This window comes from Pseudomonas sp. MDT1-17 (genome assembly GCF_054898105.1).
This window is the reverse complement of sequence record NZ_JBUBVM010000001.1, coordinates 5826396-5848920: the sequence shown is the minus strand read 5'-3', so window position 1 is coordinate 5848920 and position 22525 is coordinate 5826396. Positions and strand designations below refer to the sequence as shown.

Here is a 22525-nt window from a genome sequence, read left to right as displayed (position 1 = left end):
TTCCAGGCCAGAAGTTATTCCGGCAGCCTAATGGGTTGGTCAGTATTTGTCAGTGTGTGAGATTTCGATGATGCGTTTTCGCTGCCTGTGGGTTATCGGCTGTTTGTGGTTTCCCTTGATGGGCTGGGCGGCTCCCGCGCCACCGGGGCACGTCGCGCCATTGTCCGCGGACCAGCAGCAATGGCTGGCGCAGCATGGAGAGTTGCGCGTCGGGCTGGTGTTGCAAGTGCCCTACGCCCAATACGATCGCCGCTTGCAGCGCCTGTCCGGGGTTAACGTCGAGCTGATGAAATGGCTGGCCAAGTCCCTCAACGTCGAGCTGAGCTGGCGTAATTTCCCCGACCTGGCGCATCTGGAAACCGCCGCGCGCGAAGGTGAAATCGACATCGCTCCGGGGTTGACCCAAACTCCCGCTGGCCTGCGGCTCTGGCAGTTTTCCGACCCATACATGCGGGTGCCGCAACTGGTGGTCAGCGACCAGAAAAGCACCGGCGTGGTCGAGCTGGAAAAACTCGACAGCCAGACCCGCGTTGCCGTGCGCATGCCCGGCGCCACCGCCGATTACCTGCGCAGCAATTACCCGCACCTGAACCTTCAAGGCGTCCCGATCGAACGCCAGGCACTGCAACTGCTATTGAGTCAGCAGGCCAGTTACGCCGTGGTCGACGAAGCACAGTTGGGACGTCTGACCGCCGAACCGGAGTTCGCCGGGCTGGTGGTGGTCGGTGACATCGGCCTGCCGCAACTGTTGCGGGTGGCCACGCGCCGGGACTGGCCGGAACTGGCTGGCATCGTCGAAAGCGCGTTGCGGGCGATCCCGGCCAAGGACCTGGAGCAACTGCACAACCAATGGCTGCAACCCAAGTACCCGCGGCTGACCGAGTCCCCGGGTTTCTGGCAAAACCTCTGTCTGCTGTTGGTGGTGTTGATGTTGAGCAGCATGGCCATCGTGTTCTGGCAGCGGCGGCAGCAGCACAGTCTTGAGCATCGTTTGCGGGCAGCGCGCGAAGACATTGCCCTGCGTGCCGCCAGTGAAGAAGCCTTGCGTCTCACACAGTTTTCCATCGACCAGAGCACCGTCGGCATCCTTTGGGTCAATTGGGACAGCCATGTGCGCTACGCCAATCGCGCGGCCGAAACCATGCTGGGTTATCCGGCGGGGGGGATCATTGATCGGCCGCTGATCGACTTCGAGCCTGGCTTGCACATGGATCGCTGGCTGAACCTGTGGAAGCGCGCCCGGGCCAGCGAGGAAGGCCCGCAAAGTTTCGAAACCAACTGCGTGCGGGCGGATGGCAGCAATCTGCCGGTGGACGTTTCGCTGAGTTTTTTGCGCTTTCGCGACGGCGAATACCTGGTGGTCTACCTCAACGACGTTACCGAGCGTCGTCGCGCCCTCGCCGCGTTGCGAGAGAGCGAGGCACGCTTGCAAGGGATCGCCGCCAACGTTCCAGGACTGGTCTTTCGTCTGGAACGGGCCCCGGTGACGGGGCAGATCGACTTTGCCTACATCAGTGAAGGCAGCGAGAGCCTGGTGGGTTACTCACCGGCCACCCTGGCCCATCGCGACAAAGGCCTGCGCAGCCTGGTGCACCCGGATGACAAGGCCAGTTATCACCAAACCCAGGACCATGCGCTGGATACCGACAGCGACTGGTCGTGGCAGGGGCGGATTCTCACCCGCTCCGGCGAACAGCGCTGGGCCGAGATCAAGGCCATTACCCGTCGACTCGAAGACGGCGCCTATGTCTGGGACGGGATCGTCTGGGACATTAGCGAAAGCAAACGCATCGAACTGGAATTGGCCGGCTCTCGCGAGCAATTGCGTGAGTTGTCCGCACACCTGGAGAGCGTGCGGGAAGAGGAAAAGGCCCGCATCGCCCGGGAAGTCCACGACGAACTGGGTCAGATGTTGACCGTGCTCAAGCTTGAAACCTCCATGTGCGAACTGGCCTACGCCCAACTCGACCCCGGTCTGAATGAACGCTTGAACAGCATGAAGCGCTTGATCGCTCAGTTGTTCCAACTGGTACGGGATGTGGCGACGGCGCTGCGACCGCCGATTCTCGACGCCGGGATCGCCTCGGCCATCGAGTGGCAGGCCCGCCGATTCGAGGCGCGCACGCAGATTCCGTGTCTGGTGCAGGTGCCGGAGAATCTGCCGTTACTCAGTGATGCCAAGGCGATCGGCCTGTTCCGGATCCTTCAGGAAGCGCTGACCAATGTCATGCGCCATGCCCAGGCGCATACTGTCGAACTTACATTGGTGTTGGAAGGCGACGAGTTGTGTCTGACCGTCAGCGATGACGGCGTGGGATTTGTCCCTGCCACCGGTAGGTCAACATCCTTCGGGGTGGTCGGCATGCGCGAGCGAGTGTTAATCATGGGCGGGCAGATGTCGCTTGAAAGTGAACCGGGTGAAGGCACGACCCTGAGTGTGCGAGTGCCGTTGGATGAGGAGAAGTAAGTGATCCGTGTACTGGTAGCTGAAGACCACACCATCGTCCGTGAAGGCATCAAGCAGTTGATTGGCCTGGCCAAGGACTTGCTGGTGGTGGGAGAGGCGAGCAATGGCGAGCAGTTGCTTGAGACCTTGCGCCATGTCCCCTGCGAAGTGGTCTTGCTGGACATCTCCATGCCCGGGGTTAACGGCCTGGAGGCGATTCCGCGGATTCGCGCGCTGAACAATCCGCCGGCGATTCTGGTGTTGTCGATGCACGACGAAGCGCAAATGGCCGCCCGGGCGCTGAAGGTCGGCGCCGCCGGCTACGCGACCAAGGACAGTGATCCGGCGCTGCTGTTGACAGCGATCCGCAAGGTCGCGGCGGGCGGACGCTACATTGACCCGGACCTGGCCGACCGCATGGTCTTCGAAGTCGGCCTGACCGATTCGCGTCCACTGCACTCGTTGCTGTCTGAGCGCGAGTTCTCGGTGTTCGAACGCCTGGCCCAGGGCGCCAACGTCAACGACATCGCCCAGCAACTGGCCCTGAGCAGCAAAACCATCAGCACCCACAAGGCGCGGCTGATGCAGAAACTCAACATCACCTCCCTGGCGGAACTGGTGAAGTACGCCATGGAGCACAAACTGCTGTAGGAGCTGTCGAGTGCAACGAGGCTGCGATCTTTTGATCTTGTTTTTGATTTGAAAAAACCAAAGTCAAAAGATCGCAGCCTGCGGCAGCTCCTACAGGGGATGTGCGTCGGCATATCCATCTGCGACACGCCATGAAAGCGCTTTTGCCTGTCCTTGCGGCTTGTAGCTTGAAGCTTGCCGCTGCGTTTGCCAAAACGCGCCATCCTTGTAGGGCAATCCCTACCCCCAACCTTCCATCCGGCTGAGGCCATTCTCTCCTGCGCCCCGATTTGCGTGGTCAGCAGTGTCCACTAGGCTTAGTCCACAGCAGTCATCACAACAAAGGTGTGGGTATGAGCCAGGTCGATTCAAACGCAGGGGCCAGCGATATTCTGGTCAGCTTTCGTGGAGTGCAAAAAAGCTACGACGGCGAGAACCTGATCGTCAAAGACCTCAACCTGGAGATTCGCAAAGGCGAATTCCTCACCTTGCTCGGCCCGTCCGGCTCCGGCAAGACCACCAGTCTGATGATGCTCGCCGGTTTCGAAACCCCGACCGCTGGCGAAATCCAGTTGGCCGGGCGTTCCATCAACAACGTGCCGCCGCACAAGCGCGACATCGGCATGGTGTTTCAGAACTACGCGTTGTTCCCGCACATGACGGTGGCCGAGAACCTCGCGTTCCCGCTGACCGTGCGTGGCTTGAACAAGAGCGATGTCAGCGACAAGGTCAAAAAAGTCCTGAGCATGGTTCAGCTCGACACCTTCGCCCAGCGCTACCCGGCGCAACTGTCCGGCGGTCAGCAGCAGCGTGTAGCCCTGGCTCGCGCGTTGGTGTTCGAACCGCAACTGGTGCTGATGGACGAACCCCTCGGCGCACTGGACAAGCAACTGCGCGAACACATGCAGATGGAGATCAAGCATCTGCACCAGCGCCTCGGCGTGACCGTGGTCTACGTGACCCACGACCAGGGCGAAGCCCTGACCATGTCCGACCGTGTGGCCGTGTTCCACCAAGGCGAGATCCAGCAGATCGCTTCACCGCGCAGCCTCTACGAAGAGCCGAAAAACACCTTCGTCGCCAACTTCATCGGCGAGAACAACCGCCTCAATGGCCGCTTGCACAGCCACACCGGCGACCGCTGCGTGGTGGAGTTAGGTCGCGGTGAAAAGGTTGAAGCCCTGGCCGTCAACGTCGGCAAGACCGGCGAACCCGTCACGCTGTCGATTCGCCCGGAACGCGTGAGCCTCAATGGTTCGAGCGAGTCCTGCGTCAATCGCTTCTCGGGACGGGTGGCGGAATTCATCTATCTGGGCGACCACGTCCGGGTTCGCCTGGAAGTCTGCGGCAAGACCGATTTCTTTGTGAAACAACCGATTGCCGAGCTCGATCCCGCGCTGGCCGTTGGTGACGTGGTACCGCTTGGCTGGCAAGTCGAACACGTTCGCGCGCTCGACCCACTTCTAGAGGCGAATTGATCGCCCCCCTGCAACACCAACCCTGCACGTGGAGAACAATATAAATGTTGAAATCCCTGAAATTCACCGCTTTGGTCATGGGCATGATCGGTGCGGCACACGCAATGGCGGCGGGCCCGGACCTGACCGTGGTGTCCTTTGGCGGGGCGAACAAGGCAGCGCAGGTCAAAGCCTTCTATGCACCGTGGGAAGCGGCAGGCAACGGCAAGATCGTGGCGGGCGAATACAACGGCGAAATGGCCAAGGTCAAAGCCATGGTCGATACCAAGAGCGTGTCCTGGGACCTGGTGGAAGTTGAATCGCCAGAACTGTCCCGTGGTTGCGACGAAGACATGTTCGAGCAACTCGACCCGGCGCTGTTCGGCAAATCCGAAGACTACGTCAAAGGCGCCATCCAGCCATGCGGTGTGGGCTTCTTCGTGTGGTCGACCGTGTTGGCCTACAACGCCGACAAGCTGGCATCCGCACCGACCAGCTGGGTGGATTTCTGGGACACCAAGAAATTCCCGGGTAAACGCGGCCTGCGTAAAGGCGCCAAGTACACCCTCGAATTCGCTCTGATGGCCGACGGCGTCGCGCCGAAAGACGTCTACAAAGTGCTGGCCGGTAAGGATGGTCAGGATCGCGCGTTCAAGAAACTCGATGAACTCAAGCCAAGCATCCAGTGGTGGGAAGCCGGCGCGCAACCGCCGCAGTACCTCGCTTCCGGTGATGTGGTCATGAGTTCGGCCTACAACGGCCGGATCGCTGCCGTGCAGAAAGAAAGCAACCTGAAAGTCGTATGGAACGGCGGTATCTACGACTTCGACGCATGGGCCATTCCAAAAGGTCTGGACAAGGCGCGTGCTGAAGCGGCGAAGAAATTCATCGCATTCTCGGTGCAGCCGCAGCAGCAGAAGACCTACTCGGAAAACATCGCCTACGGCCCTGCCAACATCCAGGCCGTACCGTTGCTGGCCAAGGATGTCCTGAAAGACATGCCGACCACCCCGGAAAACATCGCCAACCAGGTGCAGATCGACGTCAGCTTCTGGGCTGACAACGGCGAGCAACTGGAACAGCGCTTCAATTCCTGGGCTGCGAAGTAATCCTTCGCCTGTAGGAGCTGCCGAAGGCTGCGATCTTTTGATCTTCAGCGGTCTTGGCGCCGCCAAAAGATCGCAGGCTGCGCCAGCTCCTACAGGGGCCGGTGTCTGTTCAAGTACATTGATGCAATGCGGCATCACTCTAGGTGATGCCGCCCATTCAAAGATTTCCGGAGTACGCCATGGCCACCGCCATTCCCCTGAACGCGGGCACCGACCCCACCTTGAAGCAGCGGCTCAAGCACGCCGAGCGGATCAACCGCTGGAAAGCCCAGGCTTTGATCGCGCCATTGGTGTTGTTTTTGTTGCTGGTGTTTCTGGTGCCCATCGTGGCGCTGCTCTACAAAAGCGTCGGTAACCCGGAAGTAGTCGGCGGCATGCCACGCACCGTGGCGGCCATTGCCAGTTGGGATGGCCGAGGCCTGCCCGCTGAACCGGTGTACAAGGCGGCCAGCGAAGACCTCGCTGAGGCCCGCAAGAATCAGACCTTGGGCGACCTGTCCAAGCGCTTGAACATGGAGTTGGCCGGCTACCGCAGCCTGCTGACCAAAACTGCACGTGCCTTACCGTTCGCCACCGAACCGGCCTCCTATAAAGAAGCGCTGGAAGGTCTCGACGAGCGCTGGGGCGACCCGGCCTACTGGCAAGCCGTGCGCCGCAACACCAGCAGCATCACGCCTTACTACTTGCTGGCGGCGGTCGATCACCGGATCGACGACCTCGGTGAAGTCGCCCCGGCCACACCCGATCAAGCGATCTACCTCGACATCTTCGCCCGGACCTTCTGGATGGGGCTGATCATCACCGTGATCTGCCTGCTACTGGCTTATCCGTTGGCCTACCTGCTGGCGAACCTGCCGTCACGGCAAAGCAACCTGCTGATGATTCTGGTGCTGCTGCCGTTCTGGACGTCGATCCTGGTGCGGGTCGCTGCGTGGATCGTGCTGCTGCAATCGGGCGGACTGATCAACAGTGGTCTGATGGCCATGGGCATCATCGATAAACCGCTGGAGCTGGTGTTCAACCGCACCGGGGTTTACATCTCCATGGTGCACATCCTGCTGCCCTTCATGATTCTGCCGATCTACAGCGTGATGAAAGGTATTTCGCCCACCTACATGCGCGCCGCGATTTCCCTCGGCTGCCACCCCTTCGCCAGTTTCTGGCGGGTGTACTTCCCGCAGACCTATGCCGGTGTCGGCGCCGGTTGCCTGTTGGTGTTCATCCTCGCGATCGGCTACTACATCACCCCGGCCTTGCTGGGCAGCCCAAACGATCAGATGGTCAGTTACTTCGTCGCCTTCTACACCAACACCAGCATCAACTGGGGCATGGCGACCGCACTCGGTGGGCTGCTGCTGTTGGCGACCGTGGTGCTTTATCTGATTTACAGCTGGCTGGTGGGCGCCAGTCGCCTGCGCCTGAGCTAAGGGGGAGAACGAAATGCTGAGTCCTTATATGTCGCCCATTGAACGGGTGTGGTTCTACAGCTTGCGGATTCTCTGCGGCTTGATTTTGTTGTTTCTGATTCTGCCGGTGTTGGTGATCATTCCGCTGTCGTTCAACTCCGGAAGCTTCCTGGTGTACCCGCTGCAAGGTTTCTCGCTGCAGTGGTATCACGACTTCTTCGCCTCGGCGGAATGGATGCGCGCGTTGAGGAACAGCGTCATCGTTGCCCCGGCGGCGACGGTGCTGGCGATGATCTTCGGTACGCTGGCGGCGATCGGTCTGACTCGAGGTGATTTCCCGGGCAAGGCGCTGGTCATGGCCCTGGTGATTTCTCCGATGGTGGTGCCGGTGGTGATCATCGGTGTGGCGAGTTATCTGTTCTTTGCACCGCTGGGCCTGGGCAACAGCTTCTTCTCGCTGATCGTGGTGCATGCGGTGTTGGGCGTGCCGTTTGTGATCATTACCGTATCGGCCACCTTGCAGGGGTTTAACCACAACCTGGTGCGCGCCGCTGCAAGCCTGGGGGCTTCGCCGCTGACGGCGTTCCGCCGAGTGACGTTGCCGCTGATTGCACCCGGTGTGATTTCCGGTGCGCTGTTCGCCTTTGCGACCTCGTTCGATGAAGTGGTAGTGACGCTGTTCCTCGCCGGTCCTGAACAAGCGACCTTGCCACGGCAGATGTTCAGCGGCATCCGTGAAAACCTCAGCCCGACCATTGCGGCGGCTGCGACGCTGCTGATCGCGTTCTCGGTGATCCTGTTGCTGACGCTGGAGTGGCTGCGTGGGCGCAGCGAGAAACTGCGCACCGCCCAGGTCTAAAGCTACACACCGATCCAATGTGGGAGCGAGCCTGCTCGCGAATGCGGTGTATCAGTCGACATTGATGTTGAATGTCGGTCCGTTTTCGCGAGCAGGCTCGCTCCCACGGGGATTTTTGGTGCTTTCGGGATCTCGGGTTATTCACGGCTTGAATAGCAGACAATCCCAAATCCCCAGCTACTCTTGTGCCCAGCTCCCCTATCTATAAGAGGCTGCGCACATGAGTCTTTCCTCTTTCAAAATCGCTCACAAACTGATCACCGGCGCCGGTGCCATCGAGCAACTGGCGGCTGAATTGACACGCCTGGACATCGACAACCCGCTGATCGTCACCGATGCCGCATTGGTCAAGTCCGGCACGGTCGAGCTGGCGCTGGCGCAGCTGGGCGATCGAACCTACGAAATATTCGACCGTGTGCTGCCAGACCCGGAAATCGCCATCGTCGAAGATTGCATGCGGGTCTACCGCGAGGGCGGGCACGACGGATTGATCGGCCTGGGCGGCGGCAGTGCCATCGACATCGCCAAAAGTGTCGCGGCCTACGCCGGTTATCACGGGGCGCTGGAGGATCTGTTCGGCATCGATCAGGTGCCGCGCAAAGGTCCGCCGTTGATCGCCATCCCGACCACCGCCGGCACCGGCTCGGAAGTCACCAACGTGGCGATCCTCTCCGACAAGGTTGCGCAACTGAAGAAAGGCATCGTCAGCGACTATCTGTTACCGGACGTGGCGCTGGTCAGTCCACAAATGACCCTGACCTGCCCACGCAGTGTCACTGCCGCCAGTGGCGTCGATGCGCTGGTGCACGCCATCGAATCCTATCTGTCGCTGAACGCCTCACCGATTACCGACGCGCTGGCCATCGGCGCCATCAAGCTCATCGCCAAGGCGCTGCCCAAGGCCTATGCCAATCCGTCCAACCTGCAAGCCCGCGAAGACATGGCCACCGCCAGCCTGATGGCCGGTATGGCGTTTGGTAATGCCGGGGTCGGGGCGGTGCATGCATTGGCGTATCCGCTGGGCGGGCGGTTCAACATTGCCCACGGGGTCAGCAATGCCTTGCTGCTGCCGTATGTCATGACCTGGAACAAAATGGCCTGCGTGGAGCGCATGCAGGATATTGCCGAGGCCATGGGCGTGAAGACCGCTCATCTGAGCGCTAACGACGCGGCCGACAAAGCCGTCGAGGCGATGACCGAGCTGTGCGCTGCGGTGGAAATCCCGTCGGGCCTGCGCAGTTTCGGCGTTCCCGAGGACGCCATCCCGGCCATGGCAGTGGAAGCGGCGGGAATTGAGCGTCTGATGCGCAACAATCCGCGCAAATTGAGTGCCGTCGATATCGAGAAGATCTACCGGGCGGCCTACTGATTATCGCGCCACGGTGCGCGCTTCAAAGCATGAGGTATACAATGCGCGCCATCGTGATTCTGCTCAAAAAAGGTGCGTCATGCAGCCCTTCGTAATTGCTCCGTCGATTCTCTCCGCCGACTTCGCCCGCCTGGGTGAAGAAGTGGACAACGTCCTGGCTGCCGGTGCCGACTTCGTGCACTTCGATGTCATGGACAACCATTACGTGCCGAACCTGACCATCGGCCCGATGGTCTGCGCCGCACTGCGCAAGTACGGCGTGACTGCGCCGATCGACGCACACCTGATGGTCAGCCCGGTGGACCGCATCGTCGGTGACTTCATCGAAGCCGGCGCGACCTACATCACCTTCCACCCGGAAGCCAGCCAGCATGTAGACCGTTCCCTGCAACTGATCCGCGAGGGCGGTTGCAAGTCGGGCCTGGTGTTCAATCCGGCGACTCCGCTGGACGTGCTCAAGTACGTGATGGACAAGGTCGACATGATCCTGCTGATGAGCGTCAACCCGGGCTTCGGCGGGCAGAAGTTCATCCCCGGCACCCTCGACAAGCTGCGTGAAGCGCGGGCGCTGATCGATGCCTCCGGCCGTGACATCCGCCTGGAAATCGACGGCGGCGTGAACGTGAACAATATTCGTGAAATCGCCGCTGCTGGCGCCGACACCTTCGTCGCCGGCTCGGCGATCTTCAATGCACCGAACTACCAAGAGGTGATTGAAAAGATGCGTTCCGAACTGGCGCTGGCCCGTCCATGAGTGGCTTTGAGCAGCTGTTCCCGGGGTCTCTGCCGCGGTTGGTGATGTTCGATCTGGATGGCACGCTGGTCGATTCGGTCCCCGACCTCGCAGCGGCTGTGGATAACATGCTGCTCAAACTCGGGCGTCAACCTGCTGGCATCGAATCGGTGCGTGAGTGGGTGGGCAACGGCGTGCACCTGTTGGTGCGCCGGGCCTTGGCCAACCACATCGACGCCGAGGGTGTCGATGATGTTGAAGCCGAGCATGCCCTGGCGTTGTTCAACGGCTTTTATGAGGACGGTCACGCGCTGACGGTGGTTTACCCCGGCGTGCGCGACACCCTGAAATGGCTGCACAAGCAGGGTGTAGAGATGGCGCTGATCACCAACAAGCCGGAGCGTTTCGTCGCGCCGCTGCTGGATCAGATGAAAATCGGTCGTTACTTCAAATGGATCATCGGCGGCGACACACTGCCACAGAAAAAGCCCGACCCTGCGGCGCTGTTTTTTGTGATGAAAATGGCCAACATTCCCGCGTCTCAATCGTTATTTGTCGGCGATTCGCGCAGCGATGTGCTGGCGGCGAAAGCGGCGGGGGTCAAATGCGTGGCGCTCAGTTACGGCTATAACCACGGCCGGCCGATTGCCGAAGAGTCGCCGGCGCTGGTGATCGACGATCTGCGCAAGTTAATTCGCGGTTGCCTGGATCCGGCCGCTGAGATAACGTTGGCCAACGCTGTTCAACCCCCTTCTGGAAACGCCATCGTGGTGGTCACTCGCAAACTCTGGATGAAAGTCATCAAGGCCCTGGCCCGCTGGCGTTGGCGCGCCTGACTTGTTCCTGGCCGGCCTACCGGCGCGTTTGCATACCTGACTGTTAGACCCTCAAGCCACGAGGCTACCCCATGATCCGCGAAGAATTCCTGCGTTTGGCCGCTGCCGGCTACAACCGCATCCCGCTTGCCTGCGAAACCCTGGCCGACTTCGACACACCGCTGTCGATCTACCTGAAACTGGCCGACGAGCCCAACTCCTACCTGCTCGAATCGGTACAGGGCGGGGAGAAGTGGGGCCGTTACTCGATCATCGGCCTGCCGTGCCGCACCGTGCTGCGGGTTCACGACCATCAAATCAGCGTGACCCACGATGGCGTCGAGATCGAAAGTCATGAGGCTGAAGATCCGCTGGCTTTCGTCGAAGAATTCAAAGCCCGCTACAACGTGCCGACTATCCCTGGCCTGCCGCGCTTCAATGGCGGTCTGGTGGGTTACTTCGGTTACGACTGCGTGCGGTATGTAGAAAAGCGTCTAGGCAAATGCCCGAACCCGGATCCATTGGGCGTGCCGGACATTCTGCTGATGGTTTCCGACGCGGTGGTGGTGTTCGACAACCTCGCCGGCAAGATGCACGCGATTGTTCTGGCCGATCCGTCGCAAGCAGATGCCTTCGAGCAAGGTCAGGCACGACTGGAAGAGCTGCTGGAAAAACTCCGTCAACCGATCACCCCGCGCCGTGGCCTGGATTTCAGCAAACAACAGTCTGCTGATCCGGTCTTTCGTTCGAGCTTCACCCAGGACGATTACGAAAAAGCCGTCGATACCATCAAGGAATACATCCTGGCCGGTGACTGCATGCAGGTCGTGCCGTCCCAGCGCATGTCGATTGACTTCAAGGCCGCGCCGATTGATCTGTACCGGGCGCTGCGTTGCTTCAACCCGACGCCTTATATGTACTTCTTCAACTTCGGCGACTTCCACGTCGTCGGCAGTTCGCCTGAGGTGCTGGTGCGGGTCGAAGACAACCTGATCACCGTGCGCCCGATTGCCGGCACTCGCCCACGCGGGGCCAACGAAGAGGCTGACCTGGCGCTGGAAAAAGACCTGCTGTCCGACGACAAGGAAATCGCCGAGCACTTGATGCTGATCGACCTGGGCCGTAACGACACAGGTCGGGTCTCGGAAATCGGTTCGGTGAAACTCACCGAGAAGATGGTCATCGAGCGTTATTCCAACGTGATGCACATCGTTTCCAACGTCACTGGTCAACTGAAGGCCGGGCTGACGGCGATGGACGCACTGCGCGCGATTCTGCCGGCGGGCACGTTGTCCGGCGCACCGAAAATCCGCGCGATGGAAATCATCGACGAACTGGAACCGGTCAAGCGTGGTGTCTACGGCGGCGCCGTCGGCTACTTCGCCTGGAACGGCAACATGGACACTGCGATCGCGATCCGCACAGCAGTGATCAAGAACGGCGAACTGCACGTGCAGGCCGGTGGTGGCATCGTTGCCGACTCGGTGCCGGCGCTGGAATGGGAAGAGACCCTGAACAAGCGCCGCGCGATGTTCCGCGCCGTAGCCCTGGCTGAACAAACCCCGGAAAGCTGAGTTTCCACCAAGACCTCACCACCATAAAAAACGCGGCACCTGTGAGGGCGCCGCGTTTTTTTTTGCCTGCTGATTGCCGGATCAGAAGTCCAGCGCAACCCCAACGGTAAGCCCTTGCTGGGTAAAGTCATCATCCTTGCGGAACGTATACCCACCGCGCAGCGCCAAATCGGCCGTCAGCTTGTGGCTGACCCCCAGGCTCACGCGATTCAAGTGGCTTTGCGGTGTATAGCCGTCCAGTTTGAAGTCCAGGGACGGCAGGCTGTTGAGCGCGATGTTTACTTTCTGAGTGTCATCCTCGTATTCACGCTCATACGCGTATTCGCCGAACACTTGAGTCTGCGTGGTGATCTGATACTTACCCTGCAGACCGGCGCCCAGACGTTTTGAATCGCGTTTCTGGTCATCAAAAGTCAGCGCTGTGGAGCGAGTGCTGTTTTCCGAATAACCGTCGACTTCCACTTTCGCGTAATCGGCGCTGATGAACGGCGACAGGTGCCACTCGCTGCCTGGTTGCGCAATGTCGAAGCCAACCCGTGTGCTGAAGGCCCACAGATAGCCATCGGTATCGCCTTTCTCCGCACCTTCGCTGGCACCCAGGTCGAATTTGCGTTTGAGGTTGTCGTAATCCAGCTTGCCGCCGGTCAACGCGGCATCGGCCCACCAACGATTCTGCTGGAACTGGGCGAAGGCGGTGGCCAGGTAGCTGTTGAGTTCGTAGTCCGAATCGTTATTACCTGCTTCCAGGTTCTGACGATAGAAACCCGCCGCCACACCGACGCGCCAGGCGTCATTGAGACGATAGCTGCCGCCGATGTTCAGGTTGTAACCGTCGCCGTCGGCGCTGGCGCCGCTGCTTTGGCTATCGACATCCAGATGCTGACCTCCACCGGCGACAATGGCACGCCATTGGCCGATCGCTTGCCAGTTATCCCAGTCCGATTGCCATTGGCTGCGCAGTTCATCCTGGTGCGCACGCAAGGTAGCGTGGGCCATTTCCGGCAACAACGTCAGCTCCCAAGGCGCAGCCAGTAAGGAATAGGCGTAGTCGGAAATCAGTTTCTGCCCGGCTTCAGTCGGATGAACCCCATCGTTATAAATCAGCTTGCTGGGGTCCGGCGTGGCACTGTTGATGCCATACGTAGGGTTTTCGGTGCAGCTGTTACCGCTGAAACAGGTCGCCGTCAGGTTCTGGCCTGTAGCAAAACCGAATCGAGCCGGATCGGCGAAGGTTTCCTGCAACAGCAACGGAATGTTCAGCGGGATGATTTCGGCATCGATCCCCGCGAGACGGGTGACCAGTTGCCGGTTGAAGGCAGAGCTCAGTAGTGAGGTGGGTGTCTGCTGGGGCGTGCCATTGATGGCGGGTGTCAAGCCCAGGTCGGGCAGCAGCCATACCACGATGTACCGGGCGCCGGCGGTCTGCAGAACCTGGACGCTGTTGGCCAGTCGATCCGCAGCGGCATTTGCCTGAGCGCCACTTTGTACACGGCCCTGAAGAAAATCGTTACCACCCCCGGAAATGTAATACAGCGCATTCGGATCGGCGCTGAAGTTGTTTGTCGGCAGATAGCCCGAACGCGTGCGTTCACCCGTGGCGGATACGCTGGTGATCGAGGTGAGGATCTGGTCGGTGCGATATCCGCCAACGGCCCAGTTATTACCGTCCGGCAGGCCCTGGTTCGCACGCGCCGCCGAGGTTGAAGCGGCCGTCTGATCCGGTGAAAACCCGAGCCTTTCACCCAGCAGTTGGGTCGAGTTGGCGGAATAGACTTCGCCGCTGCCGTTCTGGTAAACCGGTCCGGTCCGGTTGGTGAAGCGCAGGGTCGAGCCGGGAGGGCCGCCCGTGTCGGTAAACTGCCCGGCATCGTTGAGACTATCGCCGAAGACGATGAAATTCGAATAGGGGTTGGGCGCCGCGATCGCCTGGGTGCAGGCCATAGCGAGCAAGCAGCCGGCAAGCGGTACAGCCAACGTCTGTCTGATCATGAGCAAGTCCGTTTGTTATTGTTGTAGTGAGCAAAACGATAGTGCCAAAAAACTATAGAGCCTGTTGCCGTTCGGCGCGAACCCGTCGATTGTTTTACGCGCTTCGATCGCCCCATATTGCACGCTCTGCCCAGCTAAGTTACTGTGCCAAGACGTATAAATGAGACCTTCCCCCGTGTTGATCGTCAGCAAACTTCTGGATCAAGTCATCAAGGCACACGCCCGTTGGCGTTGGCGCGCCTGAATCCTTCTGCCGGCCCGGCCGGATCTTTACCGCTTTGCCTTCTTTACCCGTAAGACAAACCGCTTTGCAGCGCGACTCCAGCGACTGACAAAGTGCTGGACGCTGCGGGTAAATCATTCGAAGGCAGTATTTAAAGTCAGTGAATTCAAGAGGTTCTTAAGCCATGTTGCTGATGATCGATAACTACGACTCTTTTACCTACAACGTTGTGCAGTACCTCGGTGAACTCGGCTCCCAGGTCAAAGTCGTGCGCAACGATGAGCTCACCATCGCCGAAATCGAAGCCCTCAACCCTGAGCGGATTGTCGTTTCCCCCGGTCCTTGCACGCCGACTGAAGCCGGCATATCGATTGAAGCGATCAAACATTTCGCCGGCAAACTGCCGATTCTCGGCGTCTGCCTGGGCCATCAGTCCATCGGCCAGGCCTTTGGCGGCGATGTGGTTCGCGCCCGCCAGGTCATGCACGGCAAAACCAGCCCGGTGTTCCACGAGGACAAGGGCGTTTTCGAAGGCCTGAACCATCCGCTGACGGTCACCCGCTATCATTCACTGATCGTCAAACGCGAAACCCTGCCCGATTGCCTTGAGCTGACCGCCTGGACCCAGCTTGAAGACGGCTCGGTCGACGAGATCATGGGGCTGCGCCACAAGACACTGAACATCGAAGGCGTGCAGTTTCACCCTGAGTCGATCCTCACCGAACAGGGACACGAGCTGTTCGCTAACTTCCTCAAACAAACCGGCGGCACGCGCTAAGGACTTTTCATGAATATCAAGACAGCCCTGAGCCGTATCGTCGAACAGCTCGACCTCAGCACCGATGAGATGCGCGACGTGATGCGCGAAATCATGACCGGTCAATGCACGGACGCGCAGATCGGCGCGTTCATGATGGCCATGCGCATGAAGAGCGAAAGCATCGATGAGATCGTGGGCGCCGTGTCGGTCATGCGCGAGCTGGCGGACAAGGTCGAACTCAAGACCCTCGACGGTGTTGTTGATGTGGTCGGTACCGGTGGTGACGGTGCCAATATCTTCAACGTGTCGACCGCTTCCTCGTTCGTGGTCGCCGCGGCCGGTTGCACCGTCGCCAAACACGGTAACCGTGCGGTCTCGGGCAAAAGCGGCAGCGCCGACCTGCTGGAGGCGGCCGGTATCTACTTGAACCTGACGTCGGTTCAGGTAGCACGCTGCATCGATAACGTCGGCATCGGTTTCATGTTCGCCCAGACCCACCACAGTGCCATGAAGCACGCCGCCGGCCCGCGCCGGGAGCTGGGTTTGCGCACCTTGTTCAACATGCTCGGCCCGCTTACGAATCCGGCCGGCGTGAAACATCAGGTGGTGGGCGTGTTCAATCAGGCGTTGTGCCGGCCATTGGCCGAAGTCTTGCAGCGTCTGGGCAGCAAACACGTGCTGGTGGTGCACTCGAAGGATGGCCTGGACGAATTCAGTCTGGCGGCGCCAACCTTTGTGGCGGAATTGAAGGATGACCAGATCACCGAGTACTGGGTCGAACCAGAAGACTTGGGCATGAAGAGCCAGAGCCTGCACGGCCTGGCGGTGGATAGCCCGGCGGCCTCCCTGGAACTGATTCGCGATGCCCTGGGCAAGCGCAAGACCGAGAACGGTCAGAAAGCCGCGGAAATGATTATGCTCAATGCCGGGGCCGCGCTGTACGCCGCCGACCATGCCAGCAGTTTGAAAGAAGGCGTTGCCCTGGCGCACGATGCGCTGCACACAGGCCTCGCTCGGGAAAAACTGGAGGAGTTGGGTGCATTTACCGCGGTATTCAAAGTGGAGAATGAGGGATGAGTGTACCGACGGTTCTGGAAAACATTCTGGCCCGCAAAGTCCAGGAAGTCGCCGAGCGTAGCGCTCGCGTTAGCCTGGCGGAGCTGGAAAGTCTGGCCAAGGCGGCCGATGCACCCCGTGGTTTTGCCAAGGCATTGATGGCTCAGGCCAAGCTCAAGCAGCCAGCGGTCATTGCTGAAATCAAGAAAGCTTCACCGAGCAAAGGCGTGATTCGCGAGAACTTCGTTCCTGCCGACATCGCCAAGAGTTACGAGAAGGGCGGCGCGACCTGTCTCTCGGTGCTCACTGATATCGATTACTTCCAGGGCGCCGATGCGTATCTGCAACAGGCTCGTGCGGCGTGCAGTTTGCCGGTGATCCGCAAGGATTTCATGATCGATCCGTACCAGATCATTGAAGCCCGAGCGTTGGGCGCCGACTGCGTGCTGCTGATTGTCTCCGCACTGGACGACGTGAAAATGGCTGAGCTGGCGGCCGTGGCCAAAAGCGTCGGCCTCGATGTGTTGGTAGAAGTCCACGACGGCGACGAGCTGGAGCGGGCCTTGAAAACCCTCGACACGCCGCTGGTGGGCGTCAACAACCGCAACCTGCATACCTTCGACGTCAGTCTGGAAACCACACTCGACCTGTTGCCACGTATCCCGCGTGATCGCTTGGTGATCACCGAAAGTGGCATTCTCAACCGGGCTGATGTTGAGCTGATGGAAATTAGTGATGTGTACGCATTCCTGGTTGGCGAAGCATTCATGCGCGCCGAAAGCCCGGGCACCGAACTGCAGCGTCTGTTCTTTCCTGAGCGCGGCGGTCCGGTCAGCGGCTTGACCCTCGACTGAAAACATCTTCGCAGGCAACCCGATCCCCTGTGGGAGCGGGCTTGCCCGCGAAGAGGCCATCAAGTACCCCAAAGACTTCATGTCTTACGGAGTTATCCATGCCTCAGCCAATCTCTCTGACCGTCGAAGCCGGCCTGCTCGCCGAACAGGATCTGTTGGCCCATGTGTGCACCGGCGATTCGGAGTTTGGTCTGCTGTTCTGGCAACCCAGTGATCGGGCGCTGGTCATGCCGCGACGGTTGAATCGCCTGCCTGGGTTCGAGGCCGCGTGCGAGGTATCGGCTGCGGCGGGTTGGCCGGTGTTATTGCGTGAAACCGGCGGTGAACCGGTGCCGCAATCGGCCTCAACCATCAATATCGCGCTGGTCTACGCGCCACCGCGTAACGAGGGTGACCAGAACCGGATCGAAACCGCTTATCGCCGACTCTGCGACCCGATGTGTCAGCTGCTTGATGAGTTGGGCGGCGTTTCGTCCCTGGGCGAAATTGATGGCGCGTTTTGCGATGGCCGATTCAACGTCAATCTCGATGGTCGCAAGATGGTTGGCACTGCTCAGCGCTGGCGTCAGAGCAAGGGCGGTGCGCGTCCTGTAGGGTTGGTGCACGGTGCGTTGTTGCTCGATAACGAGCGTGAGTCGATGGTTGCGGCGGTCAACCGTTTCAATGAAGCCTGTGGCCTGGAGCAGCGAGTTCGCGCCGAGAGCCACATCGCCTTGCATGAAAAATATGCAGCACCTGATGCGTTGGAGCGACTCGACTCGTTGTACCGCCAGTTGCTGGCAGACATGTTCAGGGCTTAGCGCGTACCGAAGACCACCATGGTCTTGCCTTTGACGTCCACCAGGTTGCGTTCTTCCAGATCCTTGAGTACGCGACCGACCATCTCACGTGAACAACCGACAATCCGCCCGATTTCCTGGCGGGTTACCTTTATCTGCATGCCGTCCGGGTGGGTCATGGCATCCGGCTGTTTGCACAGTTCCAGCAGGCAGCGCGCAACGCGACCGGTGACATCGAAGAACGCCAGATCACCGACTTTGCGCGTGGTGTTGCGCAGACGCTGTGCGATTTGTCCGCTGAGCACGTAAAGAATGTCCGGATCCTGTTGAGATAACTCGCGGAACTTCGCGTAGCTGATCTCCGCGACTTCGCATTCGATCTTCGCGCGCACCCAGGCGCTGCGTTCCTGTTCCAGGCCGGCCTGTTCGAACAGGCCCAGCTCGCCGAAAAAGTCGCCGGAGTTCAGATAAGCGATGATCATTTCGCGGCCGTCGTCATCCTCGATCAGGATGGTGACCGAGCCTTTGATGATGAAGAACAGCGTGTCCGAGCGGTCGCCGGCACAAATGATGTTGCTCTTGGCCGCATAACGCCGGCGCTGGCAGTGCATCAGCAGCTTGTCGAGGTTCTTGATTTTGGGTGTGGGGGCAATAGCAACCATGGTTGTATCCCGAAAAGACTGCGCGGTATGTTTGGTTTTTTTATGAATAGCTGAGGTTGCTACAAAGCTGGCTATGCGCCAGCGAATTGGCGCCAGCTTAACAGACACTTCCTGCAATATTCGAACATTTACCTACGACGCAGATGGTTATGTCCTACGAAGGCGAACGCTGTCAATCAAGGGCCCTGTGCTAAGCTGGCGACCCTTTTTTATACAGTGGAGTCTTGGCGATGAAGGCACGCATCCAATGGGCTGGCGAAGCCATGTTCCTCGGTGAATCCGGCAGCGGTCATGTCGTGGTCATGGACGGTCCGCCCGATGCCGGCGGTCGCAACCTGGGTGTCCGGCCGATGGAAATGCTCCTGCTGGGTGTTGGCGGTTGCAGCAATTTTGATGTGGTCAGCATCCTCAAGAAGTCCCGTCAGGCCGTTGAAAGCTGCGAAGCCTTCCTCGAAGCCGAGCGCGCCAACGAAGATCCGAAGGTTTTCACCAAAATCCACATGCACTTCGTGGTCAAGGGCCGCGGGCTTAAAGAAGCCCAGGTCAAACGCGCCATCGAGCTGTCTGCCGAGAAGTATTGCTCGGCATCGATCATGCTCGGCGCGGCTGGCGTGGAAATTACCCATGACTACGAGATCATCGAACTCGGTTGAATCGACATCAACATCGAACACAAAAAAGGCGACTACTTTGCGGTAGTCGCCTTTTTTATTGCTGACGCAGAGCCATTGTGGGAGCGAGCCTGCTCGCGAAGAGGCGCTCAAGAGCAATGCAGTTATCAGATCCGATAAGTACTCTTGGTCATTACCTTGGCCATCAGGCTCATACCGAACTTCACCGGTGTCGGGAAGCGGAAACCCCCAGCCTCCAGCGCGCTTTCGGCGTGGTGTTCTTCATCAATGCGCATCTGCTCGAGGATTGCCCGGGACTTTTCGTCCTCGGCCGGCAGTTGCTCAAGGTGTTCGTTCAGGTGTTTGCAGACCTGATGCTCGGTGGCGGCAACGAAACCCAGGCTGACTTTATCGCTGATCAACCCGGCCACCGCGCCAATCCCGAACGACATGCCGTAGAACAGCGGATTGAGAATGCTGGTGTGGCTGCCCAGCTGTTTTATGCGTTGTTCGCACCAGACCAGGTGGTCGATTTCTTCTTCGGCGGCATGTTCCATGGCTGCGCGCACTTGCGGCAGCTTGGCGGTCAGGGCCTGACCCTGATACAGCGCCTGGGCACAGACTTCGCCGGTATGGTTGATGCGCATCAGGCCGGCGACGTGCCGGGTGTCTTCGTCGCTCATTTGCGCATCCGGCTGCACGATAGCGGGCGAAGGACGGTACGGCTGGCCACTGAAGGGTAGCAAGGTACGCATCGCGGCATCGGCTTGCAGCAGAAGACGGTCAATCGGCGAGTAGTGACGTTGGGTAGTCATGCTGACCTCCGGGAAGAATCTCGACGGCCAGTTTAACCCAATCGGCCGGCGAAGGTTTGCGTTGGGTCATTTGTGGGAGCGAGCAAGTCACACCGCCGCTCCCACAGGTTTTACTGCAATCAGCCCGGCGGCCAATGCATCTGGCGCTGACCCAGCACGTGCATATGAATGTGATAGACGGTCTGCCCACCCAGTGGATTACAGTTCATGACCACACGGAAGCCCTCTTCGCAGCCCAGCTCCAGGGCCAGACGCTGGGCTGTGAACAGAATGTGCCCAGCCAGTGCCTTGTCGTCCTCGGTCAGGTCGTTAAGCGTGCGCACCGCTTTTTTCGGGATCACCAGAAAATGCACCGGTGCCTGTGGGGCGATGTCGTGGAAGGCCAGTACCTGGTCGTCCTCGTAGATGATCTTGGCCGGGATTTCCCGGTTGATGATCTTGGTGAACAGAGTATCCACAGCTGTTTCTCCGTTGTTTGGGCTGGCCTGAGTGTAACCATGGGGTATGCCCGAGCCCAGCCTTTTACCTTGAGGGGCGATCAGCGCGGGCAGTAAGCCTTGTTGACCATGCCTGCGATTGTCCGGGTCAGCCAGCGTGAGCCGAGCCGCGGCAGGAAGGCGCGCCAGCGGTTGCGTCGCCCCGGAATAATGATGGCGCGATTTTTCTCGAGAGCCCGCACGGTATAGAGCGCGACTTCCTCGGGGCTCATCAGTATTTTGCTGTCGACCAGTTTGCCAGCGTCCAATTGCGCAGTGCGGAAAAACGCCGTGCGGGTAGGGCCGGGGCAGAGCACCGACACCTTGACCGCGCATTTTTTCAGTTCGACGCGCAACCCTTCGGAAAAGTGCAGCACATAAGCCTTGCTGGCGTAGTAGGTACTCATCCATGGGCCGGGATGGAACGCCGCAACCGAGGCGACATTCAAAATCTGCCCGCCGCCCTGCAGCGCCATACTGTTGCCGATCGCGTGACACAGGCGAGTGAGCGCGAGGATGTTCACTTCGATCAGGTCCTGCTCGGTCATCCAGTCCTGGGCCAGGAAAGGGCCGCAAGTACCGATGCCGGCGCAGTTGACCAGCAAATCGATCTGTCGGTCACCTTCCTCCAGCTCCAGCAGAAATCCGGACAGCCGTAGCGGCTCGCCAAGGTCACAGGCTCGGAACAACACTTCCACGCCAAACCGTTGAGTCAGTTCAATCGCAATACTTTCCAGCTGATCACGCTGACGGGCCACCAGAATCAGGCTGCGGCCGCGCCGGGCCAGCGCTTCGGCCATCGCCAGGCCGATGCCGCTGGAAGCGCCAGTGATCAGAGCGTAACGGGTCATGCATTTCTCCATCGCAACAGCTCCGCGCCGGCGACGCAGGTGTCACGGGCGGGGAGCGCTGTTCATTCGTTCGCAGAGTCTACAGGGGGCTGGGCTTCTTCGGCTGCATCGTCGGCTGAATTTGGCGCCGGCTCTGCTTCCACAGCGGTCTGATCTTCGATCTCTTCGGTGGTCACGGAGTCACTTTCATAGCTGCTCTGGGTGGCGCTTTCGTATTCGCTTTGAATGGTAGTAAGGCCACCGGTCAGTCCGCCGATGAACAGGAGCGCGATAAACACCAGCCACAACGAAGACAGTACCTTGACCGCGGTGCTGTTGGGCGGTGGTGGCGCACCGTATCGGTTTGCGGTGTTATTACCCGGCGCAATCATCATCACGAACGGAAAGATGCTGCCCACAAACGGCACGAGGGTCAGCAGCCAGAGCCAGCCAGACCAGCCGATATCATGCAGACGCTGGACACTGAACTGAATGCTGACGAACGCGAGTGCCACGAAGAGAACAAAGGCCAGCAAGCCACCGAGAATCAGGCCGGCGCTCGAGTCCGTACTGATGAGGGCCAAGCCGAAAACAGCAAGCACAGCGCCAACACCAAGGGTCACCAGCGTCAGGGACATCGTCCAGGCCAGGTAGCGCAAGCGGCCGATGCGGCCCCCGAAACTGAACGCCTTGAGTGAGGAAAATTCAGGCAAGGCTTCGCCGACGATCGCTCGGGGTGGTGCATAAGGGGATTCAGGATCTGCTGCAACGGCAGGGGGGTGTTCATGAACGTCAGACAGGTTCAGCTCGATCGAAGGTTCGGATTCGATCCGGGCATCGATACCGGTTTTGGTCAGCGCCTGGAGATAAGTCTGGGCATCGGTTTGTGACAGGTCGCGTTTGAGTGCAATCGGTTTGCCACTGAACAGCCGCTCCATGGCAGCCACATCGCTTTTGAACAACTCGGCGAGATTGAGCTTGGCGGTGGTTACGTCAACACCTGGCAGTAGAGCGCCGTCGAATACGATCTTGAAACGGATTTCGCTCATTGCGAGGCATCCTTGTCGCGAGT

21 protein-coding genes are annotated in these 22525 nt (G+C 59.6%); 15 read left to right on the top strand and 6 right to left on the bottom strand.

Annotated features, from left to right (window positions below; genetic code table 11):
- The first annotated feature begins 67 nt into the window (after positions 1–67).
- The 10 genes from ACYZTX_RS27035 (at position 68) to trpE (ending at position 12398) form a co-directional block, all read left to right on the top strand.
- Complete coding sequence (locus ACYZTX_RS27035) at positions 68–2467, top strand: PAS domain-containing sensor histidine kinase (RefSeq protein ID WP_462036578.1); 2400 nt, start codon at positions 68–70, stop codon at positions 2465–2467.
- Positions 2468–3097 carry a response regulator gene (locus ACYZTX_RS27030; RefSeq protein ID WP_003210977.1) on the top strand — a complete coding sequence of 210 codons (630 nt, stop codon included), beginning with the start codon at positions 2468–2470 and terminating at the stop codon, positions 3095–3097.
- A 332-nt stretch (positions 3098–3429) separates the two neighbouring features.
- Positions 3430–4554, top strand: coding sequence for an ABC transporter ATP-binding protein (locus ACYZTX_RS27025; RefSeq protein ID WP_462036577.1), 1125 nt, complete (start codon positions 3430–3432; stop codon positions 4552–4554).
- A gap of 44 nt (positions 4555–4598) precedes the next feature.
- Positions 4599–5642 (top strand): ABC transporter substrate-binding protein, encoded by a 1044-nt coding sequence (locus tag ACYZTX_RS27020; protein ID WP_462036576.1) that lies wholly within the window; start codon positions 4599–4601, stop codon positions 5640–5642.
- Between the two features lie 179 nt (positions 5643–5821).
- Positions 5822–7069, top strand: a complete 1248-nt coding sequence (locus tag ACYZTX_RS27015) for an ABC transporter permease (RefSeq protein ID WP_134420430.1) — start codon at positions 5822–5824, stop codon at positions 7067–7069.
- A gap of 13 nt (positions 7070–7082) precedes the next feature.
- Positions 7083–7907 (top strand): ABC transporter permease, encoded by an 825-nt coding sequence (locus ACYZTX_RS27010; protein WP_462036575.1) that lies wholly within the window; start codon positions 7083–7085, stop codon positions 7905–7907.
- 220 nt (positions 7908–8127) lie between these two features.
- A complete protein-coding gene (locus ACYZTX_RS27005) occupies positions 8128–9276 on the top strand; it encodes an iron-containing alcohol dehydrogenase (protein WP_462036574.1) in 1149 nt (382 codons plus the stop codon).
- Positions 9277–9355: 79 nt separating this feature from the next.
- Entirely contained in the window at positions 9356–10030 is a 675-nt protein-coding gene (gene rpe, locus ACYZTX_RS27000) for a ribulose-phosphate 3-epimerase (RefSeq protein WP_008027088.1), read from the top strand.
- A complete protein-coding gene (locus tag ACYZTX_RS26995; RefSeq protein ID WP_462036573.1) occupies positions 10027–10845 on the top strand; it encodes a phosphoglycolate phosphatase in 819 nt (272 codons plus the stop codon). Before rpe ends, ACYZTX_RS26995 begins: the two co-directional genes overlap by 4 nt.
- A gap of 71 nt (positions 10846–10916) precedes the next feature.
- A complete protein-coding gene (gene trpE / locus ACYZTX_RS26990; RefSeq protein ID WP_462036572.1) occupies positions 10917–12398 on the top strand; it encodes an anthranilate synthase component I in 1482 nt (493 codons plus the stop codon).
- An 81-nt stretch (positions 12399–12479) separates the two neighbouring features.
- On the opposite strand, the gene estP is transcribed toward trpE, so the two are convergent.
- Positions 12480–14387 carry an esterase EstP gene (estP, locus tag ACYZTX_RS26985; protein WP_462036571.1) on the bottom strand — a complete coding sequence of 636 codons (1908 nt, stop codon included), beginning with the start codon at positions 14385–14387 and terminating at the stop codon, positions 12480–12482.
- 407 nt (positions 14388–14794) lie between these two features.
- Here estP and ACYZTX_RS26980 point away from each other — a divergent pair, with 407 nt between their 5' ends.
- The 4 genes from ACYZTX_RS26980 (at position 14795) to ACYZTX_RS26965 (ending at position 18080) form a co-directional block, all read left to right on the top strand.
- The gene (locus ACYZTX_RS26980) at positions 14795–15388 is read left to right on the top strand and encodes an aminodeoxychorismate/anthranilate synthase component II (protein ID WP_157713839.1); all 594 of its coding nucleotides are present in this window, start codon (positions 14795–14797) and stop codon (positions 15386–15388) included.
- Between the two features lie 9 nt (positions 15389–15397).
- Positions 15398–16447: an anthranilate phosphoribosyltransferase gene (trpD, locus tag ACYZTX_RS26975; RefSeq protein ID WP_462036570.1), complete on the top strand. Its 1050-nt coding sequence runs from the start codon at positions 15398–15400 to the stop codon at positions 16445–16447.
- On the top strand, positions 16444–17280 hold the full coding sequence (trpC, locus tag ACYZTX_RS26970; RefSeq protein WP_462036569.1) for an indole-3-glycerol phosphate synthase TrpC: 837 nt from the start codon (positions 16444–16446) through the stop codon (positions 17278–17280). The genes trpD and trpC overlap by 4 nt, the downstream gene beginning before the upstream one ends.
- Positions 17281–17378: 98 nt before the next feature.
- Positions 17379–18080 (top strand): lipoate--protein ligase family protein, encoded by a 702-nt coding sequence (locus tag ACYZTX_RS26965; protein WP_462036568.1) that lies wholly within the window; start codon positions 17379–17381, stop codon positions 18078–18080.
- Here the strand turns inward: ACYZTX_RS26965 and crp are convergent.
- Positions 18077–18721: a cAMP-activated global transcriptional regulator CRP gene (crp, locus tag ACYZTX_RS26960; protein ID WP_201116036.1), complete on the bottom strand. Its 645-nt coding sequence runs from the start codon at positions 18719–18721 to the stop codon at positions 18077–18079. The genes ACYZTX_RS26965 and crp overlap by 4 nt on opposite strands.
- A 230-nt stretch (positions 18722–18951) precedes the next feature.
- On the opposite strand from crp, the gene ACYZTX_RS26955 reads away from it, so the two are divergent.
- Positions 18952–19374 (top strand): OsmC family protein, encoded by a 423-nt coding sequence (locus ACYZTX_RS26955; protein ID WP_462036567.1) that lies wholly within the window; start codon positions 18952–18954, stop codon positions 19372–19374.
- 125 nt (positions 19375–19499) lie between these two features.
- On the opposite strand, the gene coq7 is transcribed toward ACYZTX_RS26955, so the two are convergent.
- The 4 genes from coq7 to ACYZTX_RS26935 all read right to left on the bottom strand — a co-directional run bounded on the left by coq7 (position 19500) and on the right by ACYZTX_RS26935 (position 22502).
- Complete coding sequence (gene coq7, locus ACYZTX_RS26950) at positions 19500–20147, bottom strand: 2-polyprenyl-3-methyl-6-methoxy-1,4-benzoquinone monooxygenase (protein WP_462036566.1); 648 nt, start codon at positions 20145–20147, stop codon at positions 19500–19502.
- A 119-nt stretch (positions 20148–20266) separates the two neighbouring features.
- Positions 20267–20605, bottom strand: a complete 339-nt coding sequence (locus ACYZTX_RS26945; protein WP_008147240.1) for a histidine triad nucleotide-binding protein — start codon at positions 20603–20605, stop codon at positions 20267–20269.
- A gap of 80 nt (positions 20606–20685) precedes the next feature.
- Complete coding sequence (locus ACYZTX_RS26940) at positions 20686–21474, bottom strand: SDR family NAD(P)-dependent oxidoreductase (RefSeq protein WP_462036565.1); 789 nt, start codon at positions 21472–21474, stop codon at positions 20686–20688.
- Between the two features lie 62 nt (positions 21475–21536).
- The gene (locus ACYZTX_RS26935; protein ID WP_462036564.1) at positions 21537–22502 is read right to left on the bottom strand and encodes a DUF805 domain-containing protein; all 966 of its coding nucleotides are present in this window, start codon (positions 22500–22502) and stop codon (positions 21537–21539) included.
- Positions 22503–22525: the final 23 nt, after the last annotated feature.